We start from the raw sequence: 12,201 nt of genomic DNA on the forward strand, positions 1-12,201 counted from the left end.
ATCCAGACGAGGTGGGCGGCGCCCGCGGCGGGTCCCCGCACACGGGCGCCGCGTCCCACCCATGGCAGAGCACGACCGGCAGGGGTCGAACCCGCACTCAACCCTGTCGCAGGTGTTGCGTGCGCATCCGCCGTCGGCTCTCGCGCCTCGGAGGGGGAGGGCTGGATCAGCATGCCAAAGATCGCGGGGTCTTGCAGCCGTTCCGGCAGGTCGGTGGCGCGAATCCGGCCTGATCCGTCGGTCCTGCACCGCCGACCGCGCACGGAACGGCGGCTTGATGCGGTCACTTCACGCGTCAGACGTCGCCGGCGGCTCGTCGGTCATCGAGTCGCGGTTTCGTGCGGTCCCGGATCGAGCGAGCATCTGGTGGGTACCGCGGAGGCGGACGATGGTGTGCAGCGCGCAGAGCGCGAACATGACCACGACGGCGAGCACGAACAACAGCACCGACAGCTCGTAGACCTCGGCCAGCTCCCAGGTCTCCTTGAGGGCGATGAAGAAGGCGCCACCGGCGACGAACAGCCACCCGGTCGCGGTGTTGGCGAAGGCGACCATCCGCTCGAGCTGGTCCTGGGTCATCACGGCCATGATGCGACGCCGGTACTCGGTCTGCCGCCGGCGCTGCAGGACGTAGCCGACGGGCGGCAGCAGCCACCACCAGGGCGACGGACGCTCGGGCACCTCTACCGTGTCGATCTGCGCGCTGAACGCGTCGCGCTCGAAACCCTCTTCCTCGAGCTCGGTGGCGGCCTGGTAGATCGGCCCGGCGAACAGCAGCCAGGCGCCGACGAAGCCGCACCACGCGATCAGCAGATGCATCGGCCGATCCTACGGTCGGCCACCGGGGGTTGCGGGTGACCGAGAGCGGCGGGGAAATGGCGGAGGATGCGGGATTCGAACCCGCGAGGGCGTGAACCCAACCCGCTTTCCAAGCGAGCGCCATAGGCCTCTAGGCGAATCCTCCGCAGGGGAGGTTACAAGGTGCGGCTCGGCTTCGGCGAATCGTTCCGACGACCCGGCCGCCCCCGCGGACCCGCTACACTCGACGCCGGTCCCCCGCGTGGCGATACCTCACCCAACTCCCCCAGGGCTTGACGGCAGCAAGGGTAAGTGAGCTCTTTCGGGTGCGCGGGGGATCTTCTGCGTCCCGACCCGGTGCCGTTCGCGGTCCGCGTCTCAGCGGTGCAGGGCGAGGATCCGGTCGAGCTCGGCCCGACCGCCCAGCTCGCGGAAGACCTCGGCCCGCAGCCCGACCGACCGGGCGCCCTCGACGTTGTCCTCGCGGTCGTCGACGAAGAGGGCTTCCTCCGGCGCCACGCCGAGCTCCCGGACGACCGTCTCGAAGTACTCGGGTCGCGGCTTCCAGCTGCCGAGCTCGCAGGAGTAGAACTGCGCGTCGAACACGTCGCCGTAGTGCAGCTCGTCGCGCATCAACCGGGCGCGGACGTCGTGCTGGTTGGTGGTCAGCGCGCAGAGCAGGCCCTCGCGGCGCAGCTCGGCGATCGCTTCGAGCATCCCGGGGTCGGTGACCAGCCGGTGCCAGACCTCGAGCACCGTCTCGACACCCACCGTCACGCCGAACTCGGCCATCACCGGCAGCAACGTGTCGCGGAACCCGGCCTGCCCGCGCACCGGTGCCATCTCGGCGGCCATCAGCGCGTCGACGAAGGTGTCGGGATCGTCCGGGGCCATCGCCCGCAGGTCGTCCACCCAGCCCGACGGCGTGGACTGGATCACACCGTCCGCGTCGAAGAGGACCGCCTTCAGCTGGGTTGGCACCGGCCCATCATGGTCGACCGGCGACGCCGCCCGGGACCGGGTCCCACCGCGCTTCTCGCGGGCACCGGCGCTGTCCGACCCACGGCATAAGGTGCTCCCCGTGGAGGACGTGCCGTTCGACGAAGCCCTGATCGAGGCGCCGCCGAGCCCGGCCGGCCCGCCGCTGGCCCTCTACCGCCGCTACCGCCCGGACACCTTCGCCCAGGTCATCGGGCAGGAGCACGTCACCGAGCCGTTGCAGCGCGCGCTGGTCAACAACCGGGTCAACCACGCCTACCTGTTCTCCGGGCCGCGGGGCTGCGGCAAGACCACCTCGGCCCGCATCCTGGCCCGCGCGCTCAACTGCGAGCGGGCGCCGCGCGCCGAGCCGTGCGGGGAGTGCCAGTCGTGCCGCGACCTGGCCACCGGCGGCCCGGGCAGCATCGACGTGATCGAGATCGACGCGGCCAGCCACGGCGGTGTCGACGACGCCCGCGACCTGCGCGAGCGCGCGTTCTTCGCCCCGGTCTCCAGCCGCTACAAGATCTACATCGTCGACGAGGCGCACATGGTGACTACGGCGGGGTTCAACGCCCTGCTCAAGCTGGTCGAGGAGCCGCCGCCGCACGTCAAGTTCATCTTCGCCACCACCGAACCGGACAAGGTGATCGGGACGATCCGTTCCCGCACCCACCACTACCCGTTCCGGCTGGTCCCGCCGCGGGTGCTCGGCGGCTACCTGACCGAGGTCTGCGGCCGGGAGGGGATCGCCGTCGAGAACGGGGTCATCCCGCTGGTCGTCCGGGCCGGGGCCGGCTCGGTCCGCGACTCGCTCTCGGTGCTCGACCAGCTGCTCGGCGGTGCCGACGAGCAGGGCGTCTCCTACGCCCACGCGGCCGCGTTGCTCGGCTACACCCCGGACTCGCTGCTCGACGAGATGATGGACGCCTTCGCGGCCGGCGACGCGCACGGCGTCTTCGCCGGGGTCGACAAGGTCATCGAGGTCGGCCAGGACCCGCGTCGGTTCGCCGAGGACCTGCTCCGCCGGCTCCGCGACCTCGTGATCGTCGCCGCGGTGCCCGACGCGCTGACCTCCGGTCTGGTCGACGTGGCCGACGACCAGGCCGACCGGCTGAGCAGCCAGGCCGCTGCCCTGGGCGCCGGCGAGCTGACCCGGGCCGCCGAGGTGATCGCCGCCGGGCTGACCGAGATGCGCGGCACCACCGCGCCCCGGCTGCACCTCGAGCTGATGTGCGCCCGCGTGCTGCTGCCGGGCAGCGACGTCGACGACCGCGGCATCCACGCCCGGCTGGACCGGCTGGAGCGCCGGATCGGAATGGGCGCCGAACAGGCCTCGACGCCCACGCCGCCCGCCCGCAAGCCCGCTGAGCCTGTCGAAGCACCGCGCGTCGAGCCCGCTGAGCCTGTCGAAGCGCCGCCCGCCGAGCCCGCTGAGCCCGCCCGCAAGCCCGCTGAGCCCGTCGAAGCGCGAGCTGCCGCGCCCGCTGAGCCTGTCGAAGCACCGCGCGCTGAGACCGCCCCACCGCGCGCTGAGCCGACCTCACCGCGTGCTGAGACCGCTCCACCGCGCACTGAGACCGCCCCATCGAGCGCAGAGCCCGCCCCACCGCGCGCTGAGCCCACCCCACCGCGCGCTGAGCCTGTCGAAGCGCCGCCCGCGGCACAAGCCCAACCGGCACCGATCCAGCCCGCACCGACCCAGCCCGCGCGCCCGACCCTCGGTGTCACCGACGTCCGGCGGCTCTGGCCCGAGGTGCTCGAGGAGGTCAAGGGCCGCCGTCGGTTCACCTGGATCCTGCTCAGCCAGAACGCCCAGGTCGCCGAGATCCGCGACGGCACGCTGGTGCTTTCGATGCCGAGCGCGGGCGTTCGGGAGAACTTCGCCCGCGGGGGCAGCGAGGACGTCCTCCGCGAGGCCCTGGTGGTCGTGCTCGGCGCTGACCTGCGGATCGAGACGATGGTCGACCCCGCAGCCGGCGGCAGCCGTCCCGAACGGGGGAGCGGTCCGGCAGCAGCTCCCGCCGAACGCGCCGGCGCTCCGACCGCACGGACCGACCCGTCCGGTGCACCGCCGCCCGAGCCGTCCGTCGAGCCACCGTCCGACGACTGGCCCGAGCCGGTCCGTCCGCCCGACGCATCCAGCCACCCACCCAGCGATGCGTCCTCCGACCCGTCCCCTCACGCGGACTCCCACGCGGCCCCGGCGGAGAGCTCCGCCGGTCCGCCGTCGGGTCCCGGTCCGGACGTCTCGGTCTGGGGTGCCCGCGAGCCCGCGCCGTCCGCACCCGCGTCGGCGCCGCCCGCGGCTCCGAGCCCCGGCTCACCCGGGTCCGCCCCGGATGCCGCGGCTCCGGCCCCGTCCGCCGGGCCGGGTTCACGGTCGGCACCCGGTGGGCAGCCCGCGGCCCACGGCCGTGAGGGTGCCGACGCGCCAGGCCGACACCAGTCGCCGGGGTCGGCCGCGTCCGCTCCGCGCGCCGGTCGGCGTCCCGTCCCGCCCGCCCCGACGCCGCGGGCCGACGAGCCCGACGAGGGCACCGACCGCAGCGACGAGGACCTCGATGACGTGGGCGAGTCGGGCGCGGAACTGCTGGTCCGCCACCTCGGCGCCGAGATCATCGCCGAGGAAGAGGTCCCGCGCTGAGCGCTGCGTGTGCGGCCGCGCCGGCGTGAGCGCGGCACGTAGGCTGGCGGGGATCCCGAGCGTCCGCCCGCAGCCGCCCACCGCGGCGCGGTCGAGGGGCGCCGACCAGCGGAGGTAGGAGAGCGATGACCAGCCAGCACCCGGACGACCGCCCCGAGCAGAACACCGGTTCGCCGGCCGTTCCGGGCCCGGAGTCCTACGGTCTGCCGGGGATGCCGACCGGCGGGATGCCCGACATGTCGGGGATGCTCGCGCAGGTGCAGGCGATGCAGAGCCAGCTCGTCCAGGCCCAGCAGGAGCTGGCCGAGACCGAGCTCACCGGCTCCGCGGGCGGCGGACTGGTCACCGCCACCATCTCGGGCACCGGCGAGCTGCTCAACGTCACCATCGCGCCGCAGGCCTGCGACCCCGAGGACACCGAGTCGCTCGCCGACCTGGTGGTCGCGGCCGTCCGGGACGCCAACACCAAGCAGCAGGCGGTCGCCGCCGCCAAGATGGGCCCGCTGGCCGGCGGGCTCGGCGGCCTGGGCTTCTGAGCCCGACGGCCCCCAATCCGACGAGGACGACGCGATGTACGAAGGGCCGGTTCAGGACCTGATCGACGAGCTCGGGCGGCTGCCCGGGGTCGGGCCGAAGAGCGCCCAGCGGATCGCCTTCCACATCCTCGCCACCGACGCGGCCGACATCACCCGGCTGTCCGACCTGCTCCGCGAGGTCAAGGAGCGGGTCAAGTTCTGCGAGGTCTGCTTCAACGTCAGCGAGGACACCCGCTGCCGGATCTGCCGGGACCCGCGGCGCGACCCGACCGCCATCTGCGTGGTCGAGGAGTCCAAGGACGTGGTGGCCATCGAGCGGACGCGCGAGTTCCGCGGCCGCTACCACGTGCTGGGCGGGGCGATCAGCCCGATCGACGGCATCGGCCCTGCCGACCTCAAGATCCGCGAGCTCTGCGAGCGGCTCGCCGACGGCACGGTCACCGAGGTCATCCTGGCCACCGACCCCAACCTCGAGGGCGAGGCGACCGCCACCTATCTCAGCCGGTTGCTGCTCCCGATGGGCGTCCGGGTCAGCCGGCTGGCCAGCGGGCTGCCGGTCGGCGGCGACCTCGAGTACGCCGACGAGGTGACCCTGGGCCGGGCCTTCGAGGGACGGCGGTTCGTCGAGGCCTGACGGCGACGGAGGTTGGGCTCCGGCCGGTGGTCAGCGGCTGACCAGCAGCTGGTGGTCCTCGTCCGCGTAGGCCTCGGCGACCATCCGCGAGCGCCGCGCCTGCAGCCAGACGCCGAGCACCCCGCCGTCGATGAGGAAGATCAGCATCGGCACCGCGAACAGCCGGGTCGACTGACCCAGTGGCTCGTGCAGACCGACCACCGCGAGCAGCCCGCGGAGCAGCATCACGATCACGAACCCGGCCACCGTGCCGAAGACCCAGCCGAGCGCCGGGCTCGAGCTCCGGGTGGTCCGGCCGAGCAGCCAGCCCACCACCAGACCGAGCAGCGCACCGAGCACCGCCGACGACGGCAGCCCGTAGGCGGTGAAGTACATCACCGAGGTGACCCACTCGGCCGGCTGCGGCATCAGCCCGATCGCCGCGGTGCCGCGGATCCCGTCGACGTTGACCTGCCAGACGATCAGGGCCAGCAGGTAGGTGAAGGTGCCGCAGAACCCGATCGCCGCTCCCGGGAGCGCGGCGAAGGTGCCGAAACCGACCACCCGCGGCGGCGTGGCGCTGCTCATGCGAGCGGTGTGGGGTCTTCGCGGTGCTGCACCCCCAATTTCTCGCACGCCTCGTTGAGAACTTCCTGAACCACGACGGTGTCGTCCAGCGGCATCACGGCGCTCTCGGTCCGTCCGGCGGCCAGGCACGCCCCGACCTCGAGGAACTCGTGGCTGTAGCCGGTGCCGAGCGGCGGAGCCTCGATGGTCTCGGGGTCGTGGCCACGGCGGTGCAGCACGATCGCCCGCGGGTGGTGGAACCGGGGCAGGACGTCGATCCAGCCGGCGGTGCCCTGGATCCGCGCCGCCCCGGGCGTCTGGCCGCGGAGCGAGATCAGCAGCGACGCGGCCCGGCCGTCCGCGTACCCCAGCAGCAGCCCGGCCTCGGCGTCGACACCCGTCGGGGCCAGCGAGCCGGTCACCGCCACGGTGTCGGGGTCGCCGAGGACGTGCTGGGCCAGCGACACCACGTAGACCCCGAGGTCGAGCATCGCGCCACCGCCCTGGGCTGGGTCGAACAGCCGGTCGTCGGGGTCGTAGGGACGGTCCACGCCGAGATCGGCCTGCACCTGCCGGACCTCACCGATCGCTCCGTCCGCGATCAGCTCGCGAGCCCGGACGACGGCCGGCTGGAACCGGGTCCACATCGCCTCCATCGCGAACACCCCGAGCGAGCGGGACAGGTCGCGGATCCGCCGGGCGCCGGCGACGGTGGCGGTGAAGGTCTTCTCGACCAGGATCGCCTTGCCGGCGCGCAACGCGGCCTCGGCGACGACCAGGTGCTGGGGGTGCGGGGTCGCCAGATAGAGCGCGTCGACGACGTCGGACTCGACCAGCTCGCGGTAGGAGCCGAAGGCGTGCGGGACGTCGTGCTCGGCGGCGAAGGCCCGCGCCCGGTCGATCGACCGCGAGGCCACCGCAGCCAGCTCGGCGTCGGGGAGCAGCGGGAAGTCGCCCACCACCTTGGCCGCGATCCGGCCCGGCCCGACGATGCCCCAGCGGACGGTCTGCGCGCTCACCGGCTCAGCGTAGGGCGGGACGGTCGGGCCCGGGGCCGTCCGGTCAGCGGCGGCGGCCCTGCCGGTAGCGGCCGAACCCGCCGGTGATGAACATCGGGATGAAGATCAGCCACCACAGGTTCCACTGGTTGGTGGCGAACAGGATGATCAAGGTCGCGGGCCAGGCGACGGCGGCGATGGTGGCCAGCACCGCCTCGTAGCCACGTCCCGGAGCTGCGGGGACGGCGTTCGGACGGACCGCGGGGGTCGCGGCCCAGGTCGGTGCCGGCGGCGGCGTCGCGGGCTGGGGCCGGGACGGCCGGGGTTCGGGCAGGTCGACGAACAACGGATCGAGGTCGGCCTGCACCTTGGCGGCCAGCGCGGCGGTGATCCGCTCGTCGAACTCGTCCTGGGTCAGCCTGCCCTGGGCCATGTGCTCCTGCAGGCACTCGACGGCGCGGTCTCGCTCGGCGTCGCCGATCCGTTGCGGAACAGGCTGGTCGGTCACGATTTCAGTATGGCGCGGTGCCGGGCCGGTCCCAGGTGGCATCTGTCACGTCCTGTGCCCCAGCCGTGCGCGCGACCCGGCTGCCCCTGAAGCGGCTAAGACGTTCGGCTCGCGCGCCGCGCTGCGCCGTAGAGTTGCCCCGCCGGTGCCGTCCGCGGCCCGGGTCCAGCCAGTGGCGATGCGGAGGGGTGTGGCAGACGACGTGAGTCGCGTGGTCCAGAAGTACGGAGGGTCCTCGGTCGCCGACGCGGACAGCATCAAGCGGGTCGCCAAGCGGATCGCCGCCACCAGGGCCGAGGGCCACGAGGTGGTGGTGGTGATCTCGGCGATGGGGGACACCACCGACGACCTGATGGACCTGGCTCTCCGGGTCTCCCCGCAGCCGCCACCGCGCGAGCTCGACATGCTGCTCACGGCCGGCGAGCGGATGAGCGCCGCGCTGCTGGCCATGGCCATCGCCGACCAGGGGATGACCGCCCGGTCGTTCACCGGGTCGCAGGCCGGGGTGATCACCACCGGCACCCACGGCAACGCGCGGATCATCGACATCACCCCGGGCCGGATCGTCTCCGCGCTGGAGGCGGGCGACATCGTCATCGTGGCCGGTTTCCAGGGCGTCGCGCAGGACACCAAGGACATCACCACGCTCGGCCGCGGCGCCTCCGACACCACCGCGGTGGCGCTCGCCGCCGCGATGGACGCCGACTACTGCGAGATCTACACCGACGTCGACGGGGTGTTCACCGCCGACCCGCGGATCGCGCCGAACGCCCGCCGGATCCCGAGCATCAGCTACGAGGAGATGCTCGAGATGGCGGCCTGCGGGGCCAAGATCCTGCACCTGCGCTGCGTCGAGTACGCGCGCCGCGAGAACGTGGCCGTCCACGTCCGCTCGTCGTTCTCCACCAAGGACGGCACCTGGGTCAAGGAACTCGAGAAAGGGACCGCGATGGAACAGGCGATCATCTCCGGGGTCGCGCACGACCGCGGCGAGGCCAAGATCACGATCGTCGGCGTCCCCGACCGGATCGGCGAGGCGGCCCGGATCTTCGAGGCGATCGCCGCGATCGACGTCAACATCGACATGATCGTCCAGAACGTCTCCGCGGTGTCCACCGGCCGCACCGACATCTCCTTCACCCTGCCCAAGACCGACGGCCAGAAGGCGATCGACAAGCTGCGCGCGCTCAAGGACTCGGTGGGCTTCGACACCCTGCTCTACGACGACCAGATCGGCAAGGTGTCGGTGATCGGGGTCGGGATGCGCTCCCACCCCGGCGTCACCGCCAAGTTCTTCTCCGCGCTGGCCGAGGCCGAGGTCAACCTCGAGATGATCTCCACCTCGGAGATCCGGATCTCGGTGGTGGTCGACGAGGCCGACGTGGACCGTGCCGTGCGGGCTGCGCACACCGCGTTCGGGCTGGACAGCTCCGAGCAGGCCGTGGTCTACGCCGGCACCGGCCGCTGACGTGCTGTCGTCGCTGCTGACGGCGCTGGTGGCCCTGGCCGGTCCTGTCGTGGTGCTGGTGCTGGTGATCACCCGGGCCCACGGTCGCGCCCGCAGTCTGGGCATCACCGGCGCCGTCCTGCTGCTGGTCAGTGGCCTCGTGCAAGTGACCGTGAGCCGGCTGCTCCCGTTCATCACCCAGCAGCTGAACCTCCCGATCAGCACCTACGGCCTGCTGCTGGTGCCCGGGTCGCTGCTCTCGGTGGCCGGCGTCATCCTGCTCGGCGCGGCGATCGCGGCGGCCTTCCCGCGCCGCGGCCCGTCCCAGGGCTACCCCGGCGGTCCCGGCGGACCGGCCGGCTTCACTCGCTGAGCAGTTCGGGCTCGGTCTTCGCGCGCACCTCGTCGGGCTCGACCCCGGGCGCGCACTCGACCAACCGCAGGCCGTCCGGCGTCACGTCGATCACTGCCAGATCGGTGATCACCCGCTGCACCACACCGCGCCCGGTATAGGGCAGCGAGCACGTGCGGACCAGCTTGTACGAGCCGTCCTTGGCGACGTGCTCCATCAGCACGATCACCCGGCGGGCGCCGTGCACTAGGTCCATCGCCCCGCCCATCCCCTTGATCATCTTGCCGGGGATGGTCCAGTTGGCGATGTCGCCGTGCTCGGACACCTGCATCGCGCCGAGGATCGCCGCGTCGATCTTGCCGCCGCGGATCATCCCGAACGAGGTGGCCGAGTCGAAGAACGAGGCCCCGGGGCGGACGGTCACCGTCTCCTTGCCGGCGTTGATCAGATCGGGGTCCTGGTCGCCCTCCCAGGGATAGGGGCCCACGCCCAGCAACCCGTTCTCGGACTGCAGCACCAGCTCGACGTCCTCGGCGACGTAGTTGGGCACCAGCGTCGGAAGTCCGATGCCCAGGTTGACGTAGCTCCCGTCGGTCAGCTCGGCGGCCGCGCGAGCGGCCATCTGCTCGCGGCTCCAGCTCATCGGTCCCCTCCGGACTGCTGCGCGCTCCCGGTGTCCGGACGCGGGCGGACGGTGGTCCGCTCGATCCGCTTGTCGGCGGCCTGCTCGGGCGTCAGCGGCACCACCCGGTGGACGAAGACCCCAGGGGTGTGGACGTGCTCGGGATCGAGCTCACCGGGTTCGACCAGCTCCTCGACCTCGGCGACCGTGATCCGCCCGGCCATCGCAGCCAGGGGGTTGAAGTTCTGCGCCGACCGTCGGTAGACCAGGTTGCCGTGCCGGTCGCCCCGCCAGGCCCGGACCAGCCCGTAGTCGGCGACGATCGCCCGCTCCAGCACGAAGGTCTGCTCGCCCTCGGCGGTGGCGAAGGTGCGGGTCTCCTTGGCCGGCGAGGCGACCAGCACGGCGCCGTCGGGCCCGTAGCGCCAGGGCAGGCCGCCGTCGGCGACCTGGGTGCCGACGCCGGTGGCGGTGTAGAAAGCCGGGATGCCTGCTCCGCCGGCCCGGAGCCGTTCGGCCAGCGTGCCCTGCGGGGTGAGCTCGACCTCGAGCTCGCCCTCGAGATAGCGGCGCGCGAACTCCTTGTTCTCCCCGACGTAGGAAGCGACGACCCGGCGGATCCGGCCGGCCTCGAGCAGCCGGCCGAGGCCCCAGCCGTCGATCCCGCAGTTGTTCGACACCACCTCGAGGTCGCGGGCCTCCTGACCGATCAGCGCCTCGATGAGCACGCTGGGGATCCCGCACAACCCGAAGCCGCCGACCGCGAGCGAGGCCCCGTCGGGGACGTCGGCGAGGGCCGCGGCGGCGTCGCTGACCACTTTGTCCACGTCGCGCACTGTAATGCGGCAGGTCCGGTCGGGCGCCGCCGAGACCGCGGTCGCCGGTGGCGGGCGGGGAGCCTCAGGCGCCGTTTACAGCCCTTACCGAAATCCGTCGAAACCCGCCCGCCGACCGCGCATCTGTGCCACGATGGCGGACGAGCAGGTGATCGGGGGCTCACACCACCGGCGCAACCCGCTCGTGCGCGGTGCGCACGTGCGTCGGGGTCCTCAGCCTGCACCTGCTCGTCCGGAGGTTCGCGTCCGGTGGCGATCACGCCCCCCGGATCTCCCGACCCGGGTCCGGCACCGCCGTCCAGCGACGGTGCCGGACCCTCGGGCCGAGCCCGACCGACTGGCTCCGACCGGGGTTGTCGACCGGGGGACGGTCGCATCGGAGCCACGGGATGGTGGGTGTCACCCCGCGGTCAAGACCTGGCGGACGCTCCGGCGAGCGTTCCGGGTGTCCTCAGCGGTGGTAGTGCGCCGCCCAGGCGATCTGGACCTCGCTGCTGGCCGGCGTGAGCGCGTTGGGGACGCCACCGGGCACCGTCTCGTACTGCCGGGCGCTCCCGTTCGGGTCGAACGCGCCGGTCTGGAAGCCGAGCCACATCTTCTTGGTGGTGACCGGCACGTCGGTCAGCACGCCGGAGACCCGGTTGCCGTCGATCGTGAAGATCATCTGGTTGTCACCGAAGATCACGCCGTACGTGTGCCACTGGTGGGTGTCCACGTACTGCTTGCTCATCTTCTGGTTGTTGTTCGCGCCGTAGTGGTAGAAGCTGCCGACCGTGCCGTTGACCCGCCCCTCGGCGATGTCGACCTCGGGAGGCCAGCTGCCGTCGGCGGGGTAGAGCAGGAAGGCGTAGCCGATCCCGGTGGCGCGCGGCATCTTCGCCCGCACCTCCCACTTGCCGCCCGAGGCGGCGAAGCTGCGGCCGCTGCTGATGCCGGCCGCCGACCAGGCCCCGTTCGTGTAGCGGGTCCGCAGGGCGAGGACGCCGTCGTGGGTGTAGGCGTTCTCCGGCTTGTAGACACCCATCGCGCCGTGGCCGACGGGCTGGTAGCCGAACCCGTAGCGGCCCCACTGGGCGCTGCTGAGCGGGCCGTTGAAGTCGGCGTGCCAGTCGCGCTTCCAGGTGGCGTTGGCCAGGGCGGTGGCGGAGGAGGGGATGACGGCGGCGTTGCTGTCCGTGACCGCCTGGGAGGGGACGGCCGTGGTGAGGGTGATCGCTGCGGCTGAGGTCACCGCAGCCAGGCTGTAAGCCTTGACTGAGGATTTCTTAGGGAGGAGCACGGGAGGAGCATGGCATAGAC

At 72.4% G+C, this 12,201-nt stretch carries 13 protein-coding genes, 1 tRNA gene and 1 other RNA gene; 6 read left to right on the forward strand and 9 right to left on the reverse strand.

Features of this window, described 5'->3' with window-relative positions:
- Positions 1–288: 288 nt before the first annotated feature.
- Positions 289–819 carry a hypothetical protein gene (locus FHX74_RS07615; protein WP_182559466.1) on the reverse strand — a complete coding sequence of 177 codons (531 nt, stop codon included), beginning with the start codon at positions 817–819 and terminating at the stop codon, positions 289–291.
- A gap of 57 nt (positions 820–876) precedes the next feature.
- Positions 877–964, reverse strand: a tRNA-Ser gene (locus FHX74_RS07620).
- Positions 965–1,047: 83 nt separating this feature from the next.
- Between FHX74_RS07620 and ffs the strand changes: the two genes are divergently transcribed.
- Positions 1,048–1,144: signal recognition particle sRNA small type (ffs, locus tag FHX74_RS07625), an RNA gene on the forward strand.
- Between the two features lie 32 nt (positions 1,145–1,176).
- On the opposite strand, the gene FHX74_RS07630 is transcribed toward ffs, so the two are convergent.
- Positions 1,177–1,779, reverse strand: a complete 603-nt coding sequence (locus FHX74_RS07630; RefSeq protein WP_182559467.1) for an HAD family hydrolase — start codon at positions 1,777–1,779, stop codon at positions 1,177–1,179.
- Positions 1,780–1,879: 100 nt separating this feature from the next.
- Between FHX74_RS07630 and FHX74_RS07635 the strand changes: the two genes are divergently transcribed.
- The 3 genes from FHX74_RS07635 to recR all read left to right on the forward strand — a co-directional run bounded on the left by FHX74_RS07635 (position 1,880) and on the right by recR (position 5,593).
- On the forward strand, positions 1,880–4,423 hold the full coding sequence (locus tag FHX74_RS07635) for a DNA polymerase III subunit gamma and tau (protein ID WP_328823695.1): 2,544 nt from the start codon (positions 1,880–1,882) through the stop codon (positions 4,421–4,423).
- A gap of 212 nt (positions 4,424–4,635) precedes the next feature.
- Positions 4,636–4,959: a YbaB/EbfC family nucleoid-associated protein gene (locus FHX74_RS07640; RefSeq protein ID WP_182559798.1), complete on the forward strand. Its 324-nt coding sequence runs from the start codon at positions 4,636–4,638 to the stop codon at positions 4,957–4,959.
- A gap of 34 nt (positions 4,960–4,993) precedes the next feature.
- Positions 4,994–5,593: a recombination mediator RecR gene (recR, locus tag FHX74_RS07645; protein WP_182559469.1), complete on the forward strand. Its 600-nt coding sequence runs from the start codon at positions 4,994–4,996 to the stop codon at positions 5,591–5,593.
- Positions 5,594–5,623: 30 nt separating this feature from the next.
- Here the strand turns inward: recR and FHX74_RS07650 are convergent, their stop codons facing one another.
- Genes FHX74_RS07650 through FHX74_RS07660 form a run of 3 tightly spaced genes read right to left on the reverse strand, consistent with a single transcriptional unit; the run spans position 5,624 to position 7,645 of the window.
- Positions 5,624–6,160 carry a hypothetical protein gene (locus FHX74_RS07650; RefSeq protein ID WP_182559470.1) on the reverse strand — a complete coding sequence of 179 codons (537 nt, stop codon included), beginning with the start codon at positions 6,158–6,160 and terminating at the stop codon, positions 5,624–5,626.
- Complete coding sequence (locus FHX74_RS21065; protein WP_182559471.1) at positions 6,157–7,158, reverse strand: Gfo/Idh/MocA family protein; 1,002 nt, start codon at positions 7,156–7,158, stop codon at positions 6,157–6,159. The genes FHX74_RS07650 and FHX74_RS21065 overlap by 4 nt, the downstream gene beginning before the upstream one ends.
- A gap of 43 nt (positions 7,159–7,201) precedes the next feature.
- Positions 7,202–7,645, reverse strand: coding sequence for a DUF1707 SHOCT-like domain-containing protein (locus FHX74_RS07660; protein ID WP_182559472.1), 444 nt, complete (start codon positions 7,643–7,645; stop codon positions 7,202–7,204).
- 202 nt (positions 7,646–7,847) lie between these two features.
- Here FHX74_RS07660 and FHX74_RS07665 point away from each other — a divergent pair, with 202 nt between their 5' ends.
- Both FHX74_RS07665 and FHX74_RS07670 read left to right on the forward strand, forming a co-directional pair.
- Positions 7,848–9,113 carry an aspartate kinase gene (locus FHX74_RS07665; protein WP_182559473.1) on the forward strand — a complete coding sequence of 422 codons (1,266 nt, stop codon included), beginning with the start codon at positions 7,848–7,850 and terminating at the stop codon, positions 9,111–9,113.
- A 1-nt stretch (position 9,114) separates the two neighbouring features.
- Positions 9,115–9,465: a hypothetical protein gene (locus FHX74_RS07670; protein ID WP_182559474.1), complete on the forward strand. Its 351-nt coding sequence runs from the start codon at positions 9,115–9,117 to the stop codon at positions 9,463–9,465.
- On the opposite strand, the gene FHX74_RS07675 is transcribed toward FHX74_RS07670, so the two are convergent.
- From FHX74_RS07675 to FHX74_RS07685, 3 genes are all read right to left on the reverse strand, one after another.
- Positions 9,455–10,087 (reverse strand): CoA transferase subunit B, encoded by a 633-nt coding sequence (locus tag FHX74_RS07675; RefSeq protein ID WP_182559475.1) that lies wholly within the window; start codon positions 10,085–10,087, stop codon positions 9,455–9,457. The genes FHX74_RS07670 and FHX74_RS07675 overlap by 11 nt on opposite strands.
- Positions 10,084–10,893: a CoA transferase subunit A gene (locus tag FHX74_RS07680; RefSeq protein WP_182559476.1), complete on the reverse strand. Its 810-nt coding sequence runs from the start codon at positions 10,891–10,893 to the stop codon at positions 10,084–10,086. Before FHX74_RS07680 ends, FHX74_RS07675 begins: the two co-directional genes overlap by 4 nt.
- A 460-nt stretch (positions 10,894–11,353) precedes the next feature.
- Entirely contained in the window at positions 11,354–12,133 is a 780-nt protein-coding gene (locus FHX74_RS07685) for a glycoside hydrolase family 16 protein (RefSeq protein ID WP_182559477.1), read from the reverse strand.
- Between the last annotated feature and the right edge of the window lie 68 nt (positions 12,134–12,201).

Origin of the sequence: Microlunatus kandeliicorticis, from assembly GCF_014137855.1 — a bacterium.
GTDB classification, from domain to species: Bacteria; Actinomycetota; Actinomycetes; order Propionibacteriales; family Propionibacteriaceae; genus Microlunatus; species Microlunatus kandeliicorticis.

Bases quoted from the DNA above. Each gene is read 5' to 3' on its own strand.
- FHX74_RS07615 (WP_182559466.1), bottom strand. From the start codon at position 819: ATGCATCTGCTGATCGCGTGGTGCGGCTTCGTCGGCGCCTGGCTGCTG.
- FHX74_RS07640 (WP_182559798.1), top strand. From the start codon at position 4,636: ATGCCGACCGGCGGGATGCCCGACATGTCGGGGATGCTCGCGCAGGTG.
- recR (WP_182559469.1), top strand. From the start codon at position 4,994: ATGTACGAAGGGCCGGTTCAGGACCTGATCGACGAGCTCGGGCGGCTG.
- FHX74_RS07650 (WP_182559470.1), bottom strand. From the start codon at position 6,160: ATGAGCAGCGCCACGCCGCCGCGGGTGGTCGGTTTCGGCACCTTCGCC.
- FHX74_RS07675 (WP_182559475.1), bottom strand. From the start codon at position 10,087: ATGAGCTGGAGCCGCGAGCAGATGGCCGCTCGCGCGGCCGCCGAGCTG.